This is a genomic window from Microcoleus sp. MOSTC5 (assembly GCF_036701825.1).
Classification (GTDB): Bacteria; Cyanobacteriota; Cyanobacteriia; order Cyanobacteriales; family Microcoleaceae; genus Microcoleus; species Microcoleus asticus.
Genome location: NZ_JAUBRK010000058.1, coordinates 16708 through 37338, shown reverse-complemented (window position 1 = coordinate 37338; position 20631 = coordinate 16708). Strand labels below are relative to the sequence as shown.

Genomic DNA, 20631 nt, shown 5'->3' with positions numbered 1-20631 from the left:
ATAAAATCTAAAATTTAAAATCTATAATATTATAAGTTCTGTAAATATAAAAGTAGTCGATGCACGAGGGAGTGCTATAATGACTATTTAACCAGTTTTCATAATTTCAACAATTTTCAATTTAACCAAAACATAGCATCGATGACCAGCAATCAAACAGAAGAGAATAAAGGCAACATATTAATTGTTGACGACACTCCAGAAAATTTGCAAGTTTTATCAGCAACGCTGTCCGATCGGGGCTACAAAGTCCGGGGCGTAATTAACGGCAAAATGGCAATCAGAGCAGCGCGCTCTGGTTCTCCAGATTTGATTTTGCTCGACATCAAAATGCCCGAAATAGACGGCTATGAAGTCTGCACGCAGCTCAAGGCAGATCCGAAAACATCAGAAATTCCCGTTATTTTTATCAGCGCTTTAGATGAAGTATTGGACAAAGTAACCGCCTTTAAAGTAGGAGGTGTTGACTATATCACAAAACCCTTTCATGTAGCCGAAGTTTTAGCGAGAATCGAAAACCAACTAACTATCCAAAGACTGAAAAAACAATTGCTAGATCGCAATACTGAACTGCAACAAGAAATAATAGAACGCAAAAAAGCCGAAGAAACCGCGGCCGCTGCATCGGTCGCAAAAAGTCAATTCGTTGCCAACATGAGCCACGAATTGCGGACTCCCCTGAACGCCATCCTGGGTTTTACCCAAGTCATGAGCCGCGACTCTTTACTCAGCCACGAAAATCTCGAAAATCTCCGAATTATTAACCGCAGCGGTCAACATCTGCTGGAACTAATTAACGATGTTTTAGACTTGTCGAAAATAGAAGCAGGAATAATTGGCTTAGATGAACGCAGCTTCGATCTTTATCAACTTCTCGAAACTCTCGAAGAGATGTTTCAAATTAAAGCTGAAACTAAGAATTTGCAACTAAGATTTTTCGTGCAGGCGGATGTTCCTCAATATATAAAAACTGACGAAAAAAAGCTGCGCGTATGCTTGATTAACCTGCTGGGAAATGCCATAAAATTTACTCTTGATGGCGGTCTTATTTGGCTGCGCGTGAGCGTGGAAAGCAAGCAACAGCTAACCGAAGCGGAAATTTATTCTAACTCTACCTCGGGCGAAGAAGTTTTAATTTTGTTTGAAGTTGAAGATACCGGAGTAGGCATACCAGCAGCAGAAAATGACACTTTATTTGATGCTTTCGTGCAAACTGAAGCAGGTAGAAATGCGGCTGACGGTACGGGACTGGGTTTGACAATTACTAAAAAATATGTGCAGATAATGGGCGGAGATATTGGCTTCAAAAGTGTTTTAGGTAAGGGAACGAGTTTTAAATTTAATATCCGAGTATTGCCCACTACTTCGTCTGAAATAACAGTCGTGACATTGCAGCGGGCGATCGGATTAGAAGCCGATCAACCGATTTATCGGATTTTAGCAATTGATGACAATCAAGAAAATCGGCTGCTGCTGATTAAAATGCTGCAACCAATTGGTTTTGAAGTCAGAGAAGCGGAAAACGGTCGCCAAGCTGTTGAAATTTGGGAAAGTTGGCAGCCTCATTTAATTTGGCTGGATACACGAATGCCAGTAATGGACGGTTTTGAAGCTGTCAGACAAATTAGAGCTAAAGAGAAACAAACTCAGCGGCGAACTGTAATTATTGCTCTGACTGCTAGCACTTTTGAGGAAAAAAAAGGCGAAATTATTGCCGCAGGTTGCGACGATTTTGTGCGCAAACCTTTTCAAGAACAAATCCTCTTTGATAAGATGGCTTGCTACTTGGGAGTGCGCTATATTTATCAAGAGTTGCCCGGGCTACCAGTCGGGGCTTTAGGGCGTTATTTTGTGAGCGACAAACCCGATTCATTTTTCGGAGGGCTGCTGGCCCAGATGCCTCAAAGTTGGCTGCAGGAACTCTACGATGCAGCTAATGATGTTAATGAAGAGCTGGCGATTCAAATTGTCGATCGCATCTGGGAAAGTCATCCAACTTTAGCTCAGGCTTTAAAAGATTTACTTACCGATTACCGACTCGACAAGATAATGGATTTAACTCAATCGAGTTTAAAATAAATGGATAATAGCCAAATTAAAGTATTGGTGGTTGATGACCAACCCAGCAATCTGCGGTTCTTATCTAAGCTGCTAACAGCCCAGGGGTATCAAGTTTACCGAGCTATTTGCGGTCAACTGGCGTTGAATGTTGCGATCGCCCATTGCCCCGATTTAATTTTGCTTGACATTAGAATGCCAGAAATGAACGGTTATGAAGTTTGTCGGAGACTGAAAGCGACAGCGAAAACCGAACAAATTCCAGTAATTTTTTTAAGCGTATTAGATGACATTAATGATAAATTACAAGCTTTTCGAGTTGGCGGTGCCGACTATATTGCCAAACCATTTCAAGTAGAAGAAGTTTTAGCGCGCATCGACAAGCAAGTCTGCTTGCAAAAACTGCAACAGCAATTAAAAGAGCAAAATTCTCAACTGCAACAGTCGCAGTCGCTGCTTGCTAGCATATTAAATAGTTCCTTAGACGGTATGGTAGCTTATTCTGCCATCCGCAACAGTGAGGGAAATATTGTGGATTTCCAGTGGCTGTTGATCAACCCTGCCGCCGAAAAATTTTCTGGGATGCCATTTAATGAGATAGTTGGCAAGAATTTGTTGGCAGAAATTTCCCAAGTTCGCAAAAACGGGTTATTTGATTTGTATGTTTCTGTAGTAGAAACAGGAGAAAGTGTAGACAAAGAATTTTATTACGAATACGAGGGAGATACAAGTGCTTGGCTGCACATTGTTGCGGTCAAGTTAAACGATGGCTTGGCAGTAACATTTCGCAACATTACCGAGCGCAAACGAGCAGAAATTGCCCTGCGAGACAGCGAAGAACGCTTCCGCGCGATATTCGAGCAAGCTGCGGTCGGCATAGCTAAAACCGCCCTTAGCGGTCAATTTATGCGGGTAAATCCCGGTTTTTGCCAAATTGTTCGCTATGCAGAATCGGAATTGTTGCAGCAAAATTGGCAGGCAATTACTCACCCGGATGACATCGAAGCTGACAGAGAATATGTGCGTTCGCTGTTAGCAGGGAAAATTAAAACTTTTTCTCTGGAAAAGCGTTTGATCTGCAAAGATGAGGCAGTGCGCTGGGCGAATGTTACTGTTTCGGCAATGCGCGATGTCAAGGGGACGCCGCAGTATTTGATTTGTGCGATCGAGGATATTTCCCAGCGCAAGCTGGTACAAGAACTGCTGCAAGCGAGTTTAGACATTCAAACCCGCTACGCTCAAGAATTAACTCGTTCTAATGCCGAACTCGAACAGTTTGCCTACGTGGCTTCTCACGATTTGCAAGCGCCTTTGAGCACGATTGCGGGCTACGCTCAACTATTAGAAAACCGCTGTCACAACCAACTTGATGCCCAAGGAAATAAATTTCTCCGCAATATTGTTAATTCTTGCGGGCGGATGCAGGCGCTGATTGATGACTTGCTGCAATATTCGCGGGTCGGTCGCAGTGAGAAACCTTTTGATGTGATAGATTGCAATCTGGTTTTTGAGGATGCTTGCGCTAATTTGCAGTTAGCCATCCGCCAAAATCAAGCTTCTGTTACTAAGGGCGATTTGCCAAGGGTAAGAGGTGACAGTTTTCAACTCCTGCAACTGTTTCAAAATTTAATTGGCAACGCCATTAAGTACCGCAGCAGCGAGGCGCCGATGGTGCGCGTCAGCGCTTCGCGTCAGGGGGATAGCTGGGTTTTTTCAGTGCAAGATAACGGTATTGGGATTGCCGAACAGTACCATCCGCGAATTTTTCAGATTTTTCAGCGCTTGCACACCCAAAAACAGTATTCAGGAACTGGTATCGGTTTAGCGATTTGTCAAAGAATTGTCGATCGGCATGGCGGCCGCCTTTGGGTAGAATCAGAACTCAATCGAGGTTCAACTTTTTATTTTTCTATTCCTATACCAAAGTGAAGTCACCCGTCCGCCTGCTGCAGTCAGCCGTTCTTTACTTAAGCTTTAAATAGCTTTATGTTTTCTTTACACAAATGGTCATTAAGTGTAGCATATTCACTGATGACATCGAGCCAAAAATCAATCACGATAAATCTATTAGCTCTATCCTTATACAAGTTATAAATCAGCGGTGCGCGCAAGAATTGTCAGTTTTTTTCAATTGTATCCAGAGCATCTTGCTTTGGGATGCAGTAGTTTCTCTAGTAGTTCGCGGACAAGGATTTGTGATTTCTTTGCAGCTAGCCGGTACTCGAACAGACTGTCAAGTGAAACAAGCATAATTCGCAAACCTTTGCAAATCCACGAAAACCGTAAATTCCTGCAACACAAATTTAGTGTTCTCAGCCAGATTTGCCGGATGATGGCAATAGATGCTTTGCAGGCGCTCAGACACGGCTCAAAGTCCCGCAACCTCACAAAAGCCATTCGTAGTGAGGCAAAGCCGTGAATTATCAAAAGAAAAGATTTACTCTTTTAATAGCAAACGATGACGAGGACACGCGCTTTTTGGTGAAGGAAGCACTTCGAGAAGTTCGTTTAGCAATTAGGAGCGAATTTGTGGAAAATGGAGAACAAGTGCTAGACTACTTGTACCGTCGCGGTCAATATGTTGGTAGCAGCAATTGGCACCAGGCAGACCTGATACTTTTGGATCTGAATATGCCGAGGCTTGACGGGCTAGAAACACTAACTTCGATCAGATCTGACCCCCATTTGCAACAAATTCCGGTTGTAATCCTCACAACTTCGCACCGCAGGGGAGATATCTTGCTTTGCTATCGCTTGGGGGCAAATTCTTTCATATCCAAACCAGTCACTTTTGAAGGATTGCTTGAAGTAATGAAGACTTTATGTAAGTATTGGTTTGAAATCGTTTCACTCCCGCCGGATATGTAAGCTTTAATTGAGGGCTAAATCGATAGTTTGAGTGTAGAGTAAATTTGATAAACTGATATATTAGCCCGATCGCAAGTATCGCTATCAAAACTCACAAGTTTCCTTCGACCCGCTCCGAACGCTATAGTTGTGTTAACACGTAACAAATGTCTGAAAATTTTGTTGGTTGAGGATGACCTGGCAGCTCCGACCATGATCGAAGACCTTTTAGGGTCATTCAGCCAGTCTCTATTTCTTCTCCAAACGGTTAAGTCTCTGGAGATAGGAGTCGGGTGTCTGGAAGAAGAAAAGTTTGACGCCGTACTATTAGATTTGTCATTGTCAGACTGCTTGGGAGGATGCGAGGCGATCGCAGTTTTGAAAGCGCGATGGCCCACAGTGCCAATTGTGGTGGTGACAGAGATCAACGATGAAAATACGGCGCTGTCGGTATTGCGGTGGGGCGCTCAAGATTGTTTGGTAAAGGGAAAATTTCACAGAGAAATGCTGGTGCGGGCAATCCATTACGCGATCGAACGCCAGAAAATCGAAGAACAATTGCGGCAGCAGGCCCTCCGAGAGCGGCTGTTGGGCAAAATGATCGAACATATTCGATCCTCAATAGACGCGGCAAGCATTCTCCAAAGTACCGTCGCAGAAGTGCGCCAATTTCTCAAAACAGACCGCGTTTTAATTTATCGTTGCCAAAATTGGTCGTCTCAACTCGACGGGGAAGAGGAAAAAGGTGCGATCGTCGCAGGTGACGGTTTGCCATGCGGTTATATTGAAAACCAAAATATTAGTGCTGCTTTGGCGGTGTCATGCTGTGTTTTGGTCGAATCCCAGTCTGTACAAGCAATAGCAGATGTCAGCGCTGCCGACTTGGCTGGCAGTTGCAAAGAATTGCTGGCAGATTGTGAAATGACAGCAGTTGTCAGCGTTCCAATTTGGCAATCTGGCGACTGGGAAACGGTAAACAAAACACAAGAAAGCACTGTTTTGGAAGCCGAAAAAAATCAAGATGCAGCCGAAAATTATATGTGCCGCCTGCCGGCGAGTCGCAAACCGCAGGCGCATGGTTCAAGTGCGGCGGCTTCGATCGGACAAAATGGCAATAGTTTGTGGGGAATGCTGACAGCATACAATTGCAGCGGTGTCAGGGAATGGCAGCAGTGGGAAATAGATTTTTTACAGCAGTTGGCAAATCAAATGGCGATCGCGATCGAACAATCTCAACTTTACCGCCAGCTAGCAATAGCCAATCAAAAATTGCAGCAACTGGCAACTACTGACGGACTGACTGGCATTGCCAATCGTCGCCAGTTCGATCGCGTTTTGAGATTAGAATGGCGCAGATTGGCAAGAGAAGAACTGCCGCTGTCTTTAATTATGTTTGACCTCGATTTTTTTAAACTTTACAACGAATTTTATGGGCACCTCGGCGGGGACGATTGTTTGCACCAAGTTGCCGGGGCGATCGCCAGGGCCACCAACCGGGCTGGGGATTTGGCCGCCCGCTACGGTGGCGAAGAATTTGCCGTAGTGCTGCCCAACACTAGCGCCGAAGGGGCAAACATTGTCGCCCGGAAAATTTGCGACGGCATCGCCAGCTTGAAACTGCCCCACGCGCGATCGCCGATCGGCCCATACGTTACCCTCAGTTGCGGCAGTGCTACGGCGATTCCTTCTGCCCAGGAATCTCCCGACACCCTAATTCGCAGCGCTGACAGCGCCCTTTATCAAGCCAAAACCGAAGGCAAAAATCGCATTTGTCACGCCAGAAGTAACTGGGAATCTTCCCCGATTTTTATGTAAAAGTTGAAGGTAATTGCTAATTAGTAATTGGTAATTGGTAATTGGTAATATCGTGTTTAATTTTTCCCTCACAACTCACAACTCATATCGTTAACCTGTGCATCGGAATAAGAACTTTCCGAGTGCCGTGAGAGCCGGACGCGATCGAGTGAGCCGGAGCGAGCGGAATGCTCGCTTGCAGGTTATAATTCCAATGTTACCGTATTTGATATTACTCATTACTGCTGCGCAATTTCCAATTACCAATTCCTAATTTATTCCCCCTTTCTTCGATCTCGTACCAGTTAAATTCGGCCGCAGTGGAATTTCGATCAAAAACTCCGCTCCCTTTCCTAGTGTCGAAATACAGCTCAATCGACCGCCGTGCCGATCGACTATAATCGAGTGAGAAATCGACAGTCCCAAACCCGTTCCCTTGCCTACAGGTTTAGTTGTGAAAAACGGGTCAAACAGCCTCGATCGCACCGAGTCCGGTATCCCCAGCCCGTTGTCGGCAATAGATACCGCTACGAAGCCCGCAGCAGCCTGATAACTGCGAATAGCGATCGTGCTGGGATGTCGATCGCACTCCTCGATCGGACGCTGCTTGTCCCGTTCTTCCAAAGCATCGATCGCATTAATCAAAATATTCATAAATACCTGATTCAACTCGCCCGGAAAACATTCAATTTGCGGTAATAGTTGGTAATCTTTAACTATCTGAATCCCCGGATGGCTGCTGTGAGATTTTAACCGGTTTTGCAAAATCATCAAAGTGCTATCAATTCCCTCGTGAATGTTGACCGACTTTCCAGCAGACTCGTCCAAGCGGGAAAAGTTGCGCAAGGATTTCACGATCTCGACAATTCGCTCTGTTCCTACTTGCATCGAATTAAACAATTTCGGGGAATCCTCAGCAATATAATCCAAGTCTATTTCATCAATTTTCTCCAAGACTTGGGCTGGAGGATTAGGACAGTAATTCTGGTAAAGTTTAATCAATTCCAGCAAATCTAAAGTGTAATTGCGAGCCGGACTGAGATTACCGTGAATAAAGCTAACGGGGTTATTAATTTCGTGAGCAACACCAGCAACTAACTGACCCAAACTCACCATTTTTTCATTTTGAACGAGCTGAGCTTGAGTGGTTCTGAGTTTGTTAATAGCTGCTTCTAACTCTAGCGCTTTTGAACGTTCTCGCGCTTCCGATTCCTGCAAAGCTGACTCGGCTTGTTTGCGATCGGCAATTTCAGTTTGTGCTTGCTCAAACAGCATCGATTGCTGGATCGCGATCGCCAACTGCACGCTAATCTGTTTGAGACACTCGACCTCAATTTCCAGCCAGCGGCGGCTGCCCGCGCACTCGTGGGCAATTAATAACCCCCACAACTTCTCGCCTTGCAAAATCGGCACTACCAAATTAGCTCGCACCTGAAATTGACTTAATAAATTAATGTAGCACTGGGAAATATCGGCTTTATAAATATCATCCACAGCTACAGCGCGTCCGTGTTCGTAAGCAGAAGCATAGCTGTCTTCAAACCAAGAATCATTAATAGTTATTCCTTGAATCGACTGCCAATTTTTGTCCACCGACTCGACAGTTACAAAACCGCTCCAATCGGGATTAAAGCGATAAATAACTGTCCGGTCTGTTTGCAAAAACTGCCGTACTTCAGCAACAGTTTTTGTCAAAATCTCTTCTAAATTTAGAGAAGAGCGAATGCGTTCCAGCATCCCTACCACCAAGCGTTCTCGCTTTAATTGCTGGCGCAAGATAGCCTCGGCAAGTTTGCGAGGGCTAATATCTTCAATCATACCAATTAAGTAGCTCGGTTTCCCCAACCCATCTCGCACTAAAGATACACTCACATTAGTCCAAACAAATGAACTGTCTTTGCGAACAAAGCGTTTCTCAATTGAATAATTCAAGATTTCTCCAGCTAACAGTCTGTCGCGGGACTCGACATCGGCTGCTACATCTTCCGGGTGAGAAATATCCCCAACATTTCGCGCTTTCACTTCCAAATCTGAGTATCCGACAATATTGCAAAAGCCTTGATTGGCCTTCAAAAATTGACCGTCTGGCCACACTTTAACAATGCCGATCGCCGCTTGTTCAAATACAGCTCGAAATCGCTGTTCGCTTTCTTGCAAAGCAATTTCTGATTTTTTGCGATGGGTAATGTCCATTGCCGTGCCAAACAGCCGCACCACCTCACCCAACTCATTTTTAACAGCTTGTCCTTTAGCGTTAACGTGCCTGATTTCTCCTGATGGAAAATAGATGCGGTGGTCGATATCGTAAGCTGTCCCTTCAGTCACTGCCTTGTGCACAACTTGTGTAAACCTTTCTTTGTCATCGGGATGAATTTGCTCTAAAAGTTCTTCCATTGTCGGCGGGCGATTCAATTCTCGACCGTAAACTCGAAACAGTTCTTCCGACCAAGTAATAATTCCTGCCTCAATATCGAATTCCCAATTGCCGATGCGGGCTATTTTTTGCGCTGCTTGCAACTGTTCGGCAAGTTGTTGCAGAGATGCGATCAACTGCGTTTTTTCCGCTTCTGCAGCAACGCGGGCGCTGATATCTTTGTGAGTGCCTGTTATCCGCAACGGCGCACCCCATTCGTCGTACTCGACTACCTTGCCCATCGCCATAATCCACTGCCAATTGCCCGCTTTGTTGAGCATCCGAAATTCAAATTCATAGATCTCAGTCTCACTTTCCAAATAGGAATTTAAAGATTCCTTTACCTTCGGTCGGTCTTCGGGATGCAGCAAACTTTCCCAACCCTGGAGGTTATTTTCAATTTCTGTTTCTGCGTAACCGAGCATTGATTTCCAATGAAAGTCGAAATAAGTTTCGCCAGTAGCTATATTCCAATCCCACAGCCCCAAAGAGCTGCCTGAAACCGCCAACTGCAATCGCTCTTGACTGAGCTTTAATGCCGATTCGGTGCGTTTTAGTTCTGTGAGTTCGGCAATTATGGCTATCATTCCTATTGGTTGAAGCGCGGTATCTTTAATGCAGTCAGCTCGCAATAAACTTTCAACAATTTCGCCACTTTTAGTCTTGATTTCAATTTCAGTGTTCCAGGAAAAACCTTTCCGCAGCACCTTAAATAACTTTCTCAAATCTTGAGATTTGGCGTACATTACTGCTGGGCCGCCGGCATTATTTAGTTCCTCAACTGTATAGCCGTAGCGCTGAATAAATGCTTGATTGTGATAAACGGAATAACCGTCCAAATCAGCGATCGCGATCGCATCACTAGCGCTGTCTACAGCTTGAGTTACCAGGCACAGACTCAGGTCGGCTTGTTTGCGATCGGTAATGTCAAAAATCGCTCTGTCTATCCACAAAACCAGCCCTTCTAGATTGTAAGTTGGCCTACCTCTTTCCGACATCCACCGCACCGCACCGTCAGCGCGAACAATCCGGTATTCTATATGGTACGGCTGTTTCGACTCTACTGCTGCACTGACTTGTCGCTCGACTATTTCCTTGTCTGCCTTATGGATGAGGCTAGCAAAACTCCAGCGGTTGTTGTGAATAAAATCCTCAGCAGGATAGCCGCTAATTGCCTCAATTTCATCGCTGATAAATACCATCGTTTCATCAGCATCATATAAGCTGCGGCCGATAGCGCCGGGGATATTCTCAACGAGCGATCGAAATCTTGCTTCGCTCTCCCGCAAAGCTGCTTCTGCCTGTTTTAAATCAGTAATATCCAGCACCATGCCTTCCCAAACTATATCCCCTTCCTGCCCTATTTCACTAGGACAATCAACTCGTTCCGGTTTCACAACCCCTTGTATCCACTTAAATTTTCCCGACGGCACAATCGCGCGCCATTCCTGAAGCCCGGGCTGCATATTTGCCGCAGAAACAGCAATAGATTCTTCAAATCTTTGGCGGTCGTCTGGATGAATAAAACTAAAAAGGAGTTGAGGATTCTGCTGAATTTTTTCTGGTGCTAATTCATATAAATTGCGGCTGGCAGAAGAAATATAAGGAAAACTTTTTTTTTCGTCTGTTGAGAAGCGAAATTGATAAATTATTCCCTGCAAATTGGCAGCAATTTGCCGCAGTCTAGCTTCGCTTTCTTGCTGCGCTAATTGTTTGCGCCTATCCTGAGTGATATCTCGAATTATCCCGACGAGAATTTTACTGCCGTCGGTATTTTCAAAGACAGTTTTTTTAGTAGACAGAATGTGCTTTGCACCGCTGGCGTCCGTAAATATTTCCTCGGTCTCGTTTTCTTTCCCCGTCCTAAATACTTGCTGGTCAGTCTGCCAAAAAAATTCAGCTTCTTGTTTTGGGAAAAAGTCGTAATCAGAGTTGCCCAGAAGTTCCTCGCGTTGCTTGCCGATTAGCTTGCAAAAAGCATTATTTAACAGTATCCAGCGGTGCTGTTCGTCCTTGACAAAAATTGGGTCTGCAACTGCATCGATCGTATAATTCAAAAACTTTTTACTAGCTTCGAGTTCTGAGAGTGCTAAAATTTTATCCGTAATATCGTTGATAGTTCCTGTCGTCCCCTGCGCCGCGCCGTTCCAGCCAAACATCAAAAATTCTTGAACTTCCCCCCAGCGAATATCGCCATCTTTGGTAAGATATCGAATTTGATAGCAACAAGATATTTCTTGATTTTCCTTCAAGCCCCTAAACGAATTTAAATATTGGTATTGATCGTCAGAATGAATGTAACTCAAACAAGAGCTTCCTAAGCTTTCATCAAGAGTAAATCCGGTAATTTCCGTCCAAGCCGGATTGAGAAAAGTCCAATTGCCAGCAGCATTTGTTTCAAAAACGACTTCTTTGATATTGTGAACAACCTGCTGGTATTTTTCTTGACTTTTATGCCATTCTGCTTGCCGTTTTTGGCGGGCGATCGCGCACCTGAGCGTCCGCACCAGCACCTGGCGGTCTACTTGTCTTTTCACCAGATAATCTTGGGCGCCGGCGGCAATTAACTCGACAGCTAGTTCTTCGTCATCGGCGGCTGTCAGAATGACGATCGGAATATTTATACCGCAATCTTGCAGCCGGAAAAGAGTATTAAATTTTTGGCTATCAGGAAGTGAAAGGTCTAATAAAATTACATCAAAAATCTCGCTGCTTAAAATTTCTATAGCTTCCTGGAGACTAACTACATAGGCCAAATCAATTGATAGTGCCTGTGGGCGCTCTGACAGCAGTTCTTGAATGAGTTCTGCATCTTCTGCACAGTCTTCTACTAAAAGAACTTTCAAGCAAGCAGGCGTTAAAGTTGACTCAAAAACAGATGTCATTGGCTATTTTTTAGTAATAAAAAAATCTCAGCAGGGGATGCAGTTACCTAGATCATTAATTGGGGAACTTAAAGCGCAGGCTTGAGGGTGTGCGGGGTGCTAGCAAACCTCCTGATTTATTTGTAGAATTGAGTTATCCGCTGCCAGTTGTCCGCCTCGCCCCAAACCTAGTACCCAACACAATCATACTTTTACCAATGTTGCAATTCCACTCTGTTTTAATTTACAACCTTTGGCAGGCGAATAGCAAGGGGCAAGGCAAAAGAGCGCGGACAAATCAGGACTTGCATTCCTTATTTATACCATTTTATTTTTTATTTCAAATTGCGGTTTGAAGCTTGCCTAAAGTTACATTCTTTTTGCAAACAGGTATTACTACGAACCTACGAGAATTAGCGTTAATTTACGGACACGCTGTGAGATAGTGTTCAGTTAATTGCCCGCAATTAGCACCTGTTTGTATTGAGCAATGCAAGTCCTCTATTTCTGGATTAACCAAGACTTGCAGTCCTTAATATGAACCTAATTACGAACTTAATGACGGTTGTCTAACCGAACAGAATTTTACTCATTTGAGTCAATTAAGTTTTCGGCGGTTTGGGCAGCACAACTGTAAACACGCTGCCTTGGCCGACATTGCTGCTAATAGCAATTTCACCGTTAAAAGGTTTTAAAAGTTCAATACAAGTATAAAGTCCGAGGCCAGTTCCTGTCGGTTCGCCTTCGGTCTTTTCCTCGCCTTTAGGTGGCTTGGATGTGTAAAAAGGGTCAAAAACTTTTGACAAATCTTCTGATGATATGCCACATCCCGTATCTGCAATATCCATGTATATGTTCGAGTCGTCTTGCCGAGTCACGATAGTTAGTTCCCTGCTTTTCTTTTCCCACATAGCATCCATTGCATTATTAATTAAATTATAAAATACTTGAGATATATAGGAATAAATTAAGGGAATGCTGGCAATTTCTTCGTCATAAAAATATTTTTTTCTAATCTTATTTTTAAAATACAGGTTGCCTTCCAATAGCTGAACTTCTCGCTGCACTAAATCGTTGATATTCACAGAGTGCAAATCTTGCTTTTGCTCTTTTCTGCTTTTCATCATTAGAGTATCCATGATCTGATTGATTTTTGCGACAGCTTGGAAAATATACTTAGTATAATTAAACAGAGACTCATCTTGAATTTTTGTGGCTTTTGTTTCAATCAAATCGACGCTAGTCTGGATCACTTGCAGCGGACTTTTGAGGTTGTGCACCATTCCCTGGGTCAAACGTCCGATGATCGCTGTTTTTTCCTGGTCGATTAATTGCTTGGTTTTTTGTTCGACAAGTCTTTCTAGGTTTTGATTGAGGTGGGCAAGTTCGAGGTTTTTTTCTTCGAGTTTTTTTTGCAAGCTGCGGATTGTCAAGTGAGTTTGAATGCGGCTCAACACTTCTTCGTGCTGGAAAGGCTTAGTGATGTAGTCAACGGCTCCTGTTTGAAAGCCTTTTACTTTATCAAGCGTATCGGAAAGGGCGCTCATAAATATAATGGGAATGTCTCGCGTTGACGTGTCTGCTTTCAAACGCAGGCAAGTTTCAAAACCATCAATTCCTGGCATCATGATATCCAAAAGAATTAAGTCTGGATGGATGTATTCAATTTGTTCGATCGCACTTTCGCCGTCGAGAGCCACTAATACTTTAAACCCGTAATTCCTTAACAGCTCGAAAAGTACGTCAAGATTTGTTTGGTTGTCATCTACAATTAGTATGATGCTTCTTTCGGAATTCTTATCGTTCATATTAAAGGGAAACATTTAAATTTTTGAGTTTAGAGTTTTGGGTTGTGAATTTAAATCAGATTCAAGGGATTTTATGCTGCTCTAGAAACCCGGTTGCTTCTTAGATGCTTCTATTTAGGATAACCCTTTTAGGAGCGGGCTGCGAGTGCGGATTCCACAAGCAAATTAAGTTGTCACTTCGCGGGAACCCAGAGTCCCTGATTGAGAATGGTACTCTGGGCGCGAGATTTAACTGATTTTGAGTTGTCTGTTAGCTACAGTCAATTTTAGGACAAATGTTCCTTCAAAAAATCTCGAATTTGCTTGAGCTGAAATCCTTTAGTAAGTTGGCGCAGGTGATGAACGAAAGGCACTAATGTCGGGTCAGAATGTTGGAGTTTAGCAGTTTCTTCCAGAATAGCTTCAATATCGCCCATTGCAGCCAATCTTAACAATGCCAAGACTGATTCTGAGGGAGGAGACACTATCGTTGAGTCAGCAGCAGCAATCTCAGATGATGCTGTGGGGGTTTGAGCTTTCCGCTTTTTGGTTTCTCCTCCTTCTTCGTAAACCCATTCTAGTCTCAAATGCAGGCGCAATAATTCTAAAAGCTCTTTAGTTTGAATCGGTTTGGTGAGAAAACTATCGCAACCTGCAAGTAGACTCTGTTGCCTGGTAGTCTCGTAAACGTTAGCGGACAAAGCAAGGATAACCACATCTTTTAATTCCGGCAACTGTCGCAGCCGCCTGGTAGCTTCCCAACCGTCCATTACGGGCATCAGCAAATCCATTAAAATTATATCCGGTAGAAATTCCTGTGCTTTGTGTATGCAGTCTTTGCCGTCTGTAGCTTCTGCAATTTCAAAGCCCAAACGAGTAAGCAGCCTCTGTAGCAGGGCGCGATTTACTTCGTGATCGTCCACGACGAGCACTTTCCGCTGGCGGCCGCTAAAACCGACAAGCCGGCGTTTTTCTTGGGTGGAGGGGAGTTCAGAAGACTGGGCGAGTGCCGGCAAGTCTAGATCCAACCAAAATATGCTGCCTTTGCCGGAGGTACTTTGGACGCGAATTTGGCTACCCATCATTTTGACTAATTTTTGGCTGATGGAAAGTCCCAGTCCGGTACCTTCGACGAAATTGCTACGATCGCCCACTTGATGAAAAGGCAAAAATATTTCTTCTAATTTATTCTGCCTGATGCCAATTCCGGTATCTTCGATTTGAAAGCGGATTTTAGCGGTAGAGCCACGATCGCCATTATTTGCTACTGTTATCACCTCGGACGCTTGTTTTGTTGCCAGCGGCGAGAGCGACATTGGCTGCGCGTCTAACTTTGCGGTCAAATTGATTGTTTGAGTGGCAACTTCCGCTGTTAAACTCGAATTTTCGCCGTTAATTTGACGATAATTTTCGGCTGAATTTTCTGCATAGCCGACTTTGAATGTAACGCCGCCGCTGTCCGTAAACTTAACGGCATTGCTGAGCAAATTAATCAAAACTTGACGCAACCTTTTTTCGTCAACCAAAATGGCGTCTGGCAGAGCCGAAACCTGCTCGTAATTAAAGGCAATTCCTTTTTGATCCGATCGCATCTGGAACAAATCAACAATACTTTTAACAAAGCTGGGAAAATGCACGTTCGCCGGTGACAGTTCCATTTTACGAGCTTCGATTTTCGAGAGGTCTAAAACATCATTAATCAGCATCAGCAGGTGGTTGCCGCACTGGTTAATGTTGTTGAGACTGTCTTGCTGGTCGGCGGTAAAATTTTTATCCAGTTTGAGCAGTTGAATGTATCCCAAAATCCCGTTCAAAGGCGTCCGCAACTCGTGGCTCATGTTGGCGAGAAAGTCGCTTTTAGCGCGGTTAGCCGATTCCGCGGCTTCTTTAGCTAATTGCAGGGCTGCTTCTGCAAGCTTGCGCTCGGCAATTTCGGTTTGTGCTTGTTCAAAAAGCGTCGATTGCTGAATGGCGATCGCCAACTGCACCCCCAATTGTTTCAGGCACTCTGCCTCCAATTGCTGCCAGGGACGCGGGCCTGTGCAGTGGTGGGCAATTAACAGCCCCCACAAGTTTTTGCCTTGCACAATTGGCACTACCAGATTCGCTCTCACGTCTAGCCCAGTCAACAAACTCAAGTGGCACTCGGCCATGCCGGCATTGTAAACATCTTCTGCGGCTGTAATTCTGCCGTCTTGGTAAAGAGTAACGTAGGCTTTCCCAAAACAGGGGTCATGAATTTTCATTCCTACAATTGGTCGGACATTTTCCGCAACAGACTCGACAGCAATAAACCCACTCCCATCCGGATTGAATTGGTAAATAACAGTGCGGTCTACTTGCAAAAATTGCCGCACCTCTTCGACACTTTTGGTGAGAATTTCTTCTAAATTGAGAGAATATCTAATGCGTTCCAGCATAGCTACTGCCAACTGTTCGCGCTTTAATCTCTGGTGCAAAATCATTTCAGATTCTTTGCGTTTTGTGATGTCTGTAATAACTCCCACTAAGCCGATTGAATGACCATTTATATCTTGAATGCTGTCGGCTCGCACCAAAGCAGTAACAGATTCGCCGCTCTTAGTTTGCAGCGCAACTTCGCCAGACCAAGAGCGACCTTTGCGAAGATTTTTATAAATTAGTTTATAACTTTTAGGTCGGACGTAAAGCACGGCGATATCGGCAAGATCGTTGAGTTCTTCCACTGTGTAGCCGTAACGCTGAATAAAGGCTTGATTGTGGTAAATAGACAGCCCTTTTAAGTCGGCGATCACGATCGCGTCGCTGGTACTTTCGACGGCTTGAGTGACCCGCAGCAATGCTAATTCTGCTGCTTTGCGATCGCTGATATCCGTCATCGAACCCACCATCCGCAGGGGATTGCCGGCTTTGTCCCACACTGCTTGAGCGCGGGCGAGCACCCATTTATAGCTGCCGTCTTTGCACTGCAAGCGGTATTCGGCGGCGTAATTGGGGGTTTGGCGATCGAGATAATTTTGGATCGCTGCTTGCACTCGCGAGCGATCGTCTTGATGGATGCGATCGATCCATGCGTAGTTGCTGCTGTCGATTTCGCCGTCTGTGTAACCGATAATTTCTTGCCAGCGAGCAGATCGAAAAGCTTCATTTGTTTGAAGATCCATATCCCAAATTCCGTCTTGATTGCCTTTGAGAACTAACTGCCAGCGTTCTTCACTTTTCCGCAACTCTTCTTCGGCTTGTTTGCGCTGAATATGAGCGCCCAACTGAGTAGCTACTGCCTTGACCAACTCTACTATACGCGGTTCCATAACCGATCGATCGCGCTTGCAGAATACTAAAACTGCCAGCACATTTGAGCTAGCGCAAATTGGCACTCCGAAACAACTTTTCAATCCCAATGCTGTCGCCATTTGCGATCGGGCAAAAAGATAACTTTTGGCTACAGAAATATCTTCAATCCATTCTACTTTTCGGGTTGACCAAATCCGTCCGGGTACCCCCACTCCGGTGGCGAATCTAATTTTTTTACTTTCGCGGCCGAACCTATCTAAATCGCGATCGCTAGCGTACCAAGTTTCGCTGTGTTCCAAAAAAGTAGCGTTAGCATCCGGTATCCAGGCTTCCGCAAAATTCCAGCCGATCGCATTGCACAGCAACCGCAGGATATCTGCGAGGGCGCTGTGAAAATCGACAGACTGACTAATTGCTTGAGTTGCTGCCAGCAACAGCTTTATTTCATCTTCTGCTTGCTTGCTTTCTGTAATATCAGTTCCCGTCCCGAGAATTTGTTTTAACTTGCCGTCTGCTGTTTTCGCAAATACAGTATCTCGGCTGACAATCCAGCGCCAAGAACCATCCTTGTGCCTGATTCGGTATTCAATTTCAAAGATATCCCCTTCCGTACCCGTTTCGACTTGCTGTAAATAATCAGGTATTTTGATTGAATCTTCCGGGTGCATTAAAGTTGACATCATCCACGGCCCGATTGCCTGAATCTCCTCTACTGTATACCCGAGAATCTGGTAGATAGAATCGTTCGCATAGATAGTTTTTTGTTCTATTAAGTCGTAAACATACAACATATTAGGACTTGCCCCAGCAATTTGTTGAGTGAACCGCTGGCTTTCTCGCAGTGCTGCTTCTGTTTGTTTTCTTTGGGAAATATCACGAACAATGCAAATGGTTTCCCCGCCGGGCAGCATTGTCAGGGAGACATCTATAGGGACTTTCGATCGGTCGCGGCGGCATCCTACTGCTTCGGTGCTGTAACAACCTTTCTGCACTAAAGCCGGCATGACTTCTTGCTCGAACCTTTGCAGTTCTGCACCTTCGTAGAATATTTTCCAACTTTCACCTAAGATTTCTTCAAGAGAGTCGTAACCGTAGATTTTGAGTTGGGCTGCGTTGCAATAAATCACCTCTTCCCTCGCACTGATTATGGCGATACCTTCGGAAGCTTGGGCCATTGCTGCTGCTTGCCTGTGGAGTAATGACTCGGATCGTTTGCGTTGAGTGATGTCGCGGACGATCGCAATAATTTCGTCATCGGGGCAGAAAACAATTCTCGCTTCAAAATCGTAAAGTTCACCATTAACTGGCATTTGATATTCTACGACTTGAATCTCCCCGGTATCGATCGCTTGTTGATTGCCGGACAAGATTTTTTCAGCAAAAGCAGCAGGCAATATGTCTTGTGCTTTTTGACCGATTACTCTTATTTTCGGTAGGATATTCTCGAAATCTTTGGCAGGTTTGAAGTCTACAAAAGTGCCGTCTGCCCGACAGCGAAATATCATGTCCGGTATCGCATTTAAAAGAGCGCGGTTGGTGGCTTCGCTCTTGCGCAGTTCAGCTTCAGCTTGCTTGCTAAATGTAACGTCGCGAGCAACTGCATACATCAAACCTTCTTCTGCAAACGGCGAAGCCGTCCACGACAGCCATTTATAAGTGCCATCTTGGCAAAGATAGCGGTTTTCTAAGTTAATAATCGGATTGCCATTTTTAATTTTTTCTAATTCAGCTATAGTTATTTCTCGGTCTTCTAGATGCACGAACTCTATAAAAGGTTGGGCTAGCATTTCATCGCTGCTGTAACCTACTACATTTGACCAAGCCGGGTTTAAGCGTTTGAAATAGCCGTCCAAACCTGCAATGCAAAGTAAATCAAGCGAGAGATTAAAAAATCGATCGCGGTCTTGCTGGGTTTGTTTTAATTCCGTAACATCCATCACCAAACCGTCCCAAACGATATCACCGTTTGCTTGCATTTCTGGCTTCGAGGCACCTTGCAGCCACTTCACTTTGCCCTGGATAATTTGTCGCCACTGGTGCTGCCAAGGTTGCAGAGTCATTGCTGAAATTTTTATCGATTTTTCAAAGCCTGTGAGGTCATCTGGATGAATTGTTTCATAAGCAAAATTTTTCTTTTTTTCTATCTCTTTCGCTTCTAATTGGTAAAGTTTCTTGCTGCCAGAAGAAACGTAAGTAAAATACTTTCTCCCCCCCGGCTCTAACCGGAATTGATAAATCATTCCCGGCACGTTGGATGCCATTTTTTGCAATCTAGCTTCGCTCTCTTTCAAAGCTAATTGTTGCTGCTTGTACTCTGTGACATCTCGAATAGTGCCGACTAACATTTTACTGCTGTCAGTTGCTTTAAATACACTTTTTTTAATCGAAATAATGCGTTTTTTTCCGTCTCTGTCTGTAAATTTGTCTTCCGTTTCTTCAGCGATGCCAGTTCTGAATACTTCTTCGTCTTTTTGCCAAAATTTTTGGGCTTTTGCTGGTGACAAAAATTCGTATCCCGATTTACCGATCAGTTCTTGTCGCCTTTTTCCCATCAAGTCACAAAAAGCGTCGTTTAATACGACCCACCTGTGCTGCTCGTCTTTGACAAAAATCGGGTCGGGAGTAGCATTAATCGTGTGATTTAAAAAATCTTCTGATGCTTTTAATTTAGCTTCGTAATGGTAGCGATCGCTCACATCCAAGATTACTTTAATCATCCGGTCGATGGAGCCGTCCCGGCCGCGAATACAGCGCAGGGAAACTCTAGTATAAACTGTTGTTCCGTCTTTTCTGCGCCACCTTTTGTCTAAAACATAGCCTTCGCTGTCCCCTGCAAAAATTTTATTTAACTGCTCTACACTAGCTTGCCTGTCTTCAGGAAAACCCCACCGCTGCCAATTTTCGTGGAAAAAATCTTGGCGATCGTATCCCAGCAAGTCGCACAAAGCATCGTTCACTTCCAAACACCGACATTTTTCGGGTTCTGAGGGGGAAAGTGGAGGAGCAAGAATGGCAATCCCAACGAGAGAATTCTCGACTACCGAGCGATATTTTTCTTCGCTTTTGCGCAAAGCTTCTTGGTTGTGCTGCCGCTCGACTGCGTAGCGGAGCGATCGAATTAACACTTCGCTGTCGATGTTTCGCTTGACTAGATAATCCTGAGCTCCGGCTTGGATTGACTGTATGGCAAGTTCTTCATCGTTGCGTGCTGTCAGTACGACAATCGGAGTATTTAGGCTGTATTCTTGTATTTTGACAATTGTACTTAAGTCTTGGCTGTCGGGCAGCGAAAGGTCTAGTAAAATCACATCAAAATGTTCGCCGATCAAAAGTTGCTGCGCTTTGCTGAGACGATCGGTACAGCTTACTGACAGCCTTTGGCGCTCGGACCTGCTAACTTTTGTTTCTAATAATAATTCTTCGATCAGATCGGCTTCGGCTTGATTGTCTTCGACTAGAAGAACTTTAAAGCCGTTTCGCTGTGCGGCTGAGCTCAAAACTGATATCATACACCTTGTTTTTTGTCATAAGGCAGTCGAGATAACTATTATAGCATATAAATAATTGCATCGCCAAAAATACCGCCGCTCCAAGT

At 44.4% G+C, this 20631-nt stretch carries 8 protein-coding genes; 5 read left to right on the top strand and 3 right to left on the bottom strand.

The features are described from left to right. Nucleotides 1–141 precede the first annotated feature (141 nt). From QUA54_RS26225 to QUA54_RS26205, 5 genes are all read left to right on the top strand, one after another. Nucleotides 142–2079 carry a response regulator gene (locus QUA54_RS26225; protein ID WP_333417050.1) on the top strand — a complete coding sequence of 646 codons (1938 nt, stop codon included), beginning with the start codon at nucleotides 142–144 and terminating at the stop codon, nucleotides 2077–2079. After that, nucleotides 2080–3987 (top strand): PAS domain S-box protein, encoded by a 1908-nt coding sequence (locus tag QUA54_RS26220; RefSeq protein WP_333417048.1) that lies wholly within the window; start codon nucleotides 2080–2082, stop codon nucleotides 3985–3987. 334 nt (nucleotides 3988–4321) lie between these two features. Further along, a complete protein-coding gene (locus tag QUA54_RS26215; protein WP_333417046.1) occupies nucleotides 4322–4477 on the top strand; it encodes a hypothetical protein in 156 nt (51 codons plus the stop codon). Beyond that, nucleotides 4474–4926, top strand: coding sequence for a response regulator (locus QUA54_RS26210; protein WP_333196570.1), 453 nt, complete (start codon nucleotides 4474–4476; stop codon nucleotides 4924–4926). The genes QUA54_RS26215 and QUA54_RS26210 overlap by 4 nt, the downstream gene beginning before the upstream one ends. Nucleotides 4927–5055: 129 nt before the next feature. Beyond that, nucleotides 5056–6720, top strand: a complete 1665-nt coding sequence (locus QUA54_RS26205; RefSeq protein ID WP_333417044.1) for a diguanylate cyclase domain-containing protein — start codon at nucleotides 5056–5058, stop codon at nucleotides 6718–6720. Nucleotides 6721–6969: 249 nt separating this feature from the next. Here the strand turns inward: QUA54_RS26205 and QUA54_RS26200 are convergent, their stop codons facing one another. The 3 genes from QUA54_RS26200 to QUA54_RS26190 all read right to left on the bottom strand — a co-directional run bounded on the left by QUA54_RS26200 (nucleotide 6970) and on the right by QUA54_RS26190 (nucleotide 20545). Continuing rightward, the gene (locus QUA54_RS26200; protein ID WP_333417042.1) at nucleotides 6970–11997 is read right to left on the bottom strand and encodes a PAS domain S-box protein; all 5028 of its coding nucleotides are present in this window, start codon (nucleotides 11995–11997) and stop codon (nucleotides 6970–6972) included. A gap of 581 nt (nucleotides 11998–12578) precedes the next feature. Then, entirely contained in the window at nucleotides 12579–13799 is a 1221-nt protein-coding gene (locus tag QUA54_RS26195; protein WP_246276997.1) for a hybrid sensor histidine kinase/response regulator, read from the bottom strand. Between the two features lie 251 nt (nucleotides 13800–14050). Continuing rightward, nucleotides 14051–20545, bottom strand: coding sequence for a PAS domain S-box protein (locus QUA54_RS26190; protein WP_333417039.1), 6495 nt, complete (start codon nucleotides 20543–20545; stop codon nucleotides 14051–14053). Nucleotides 20546–20631: the final 86 nt, after the last annotated feature.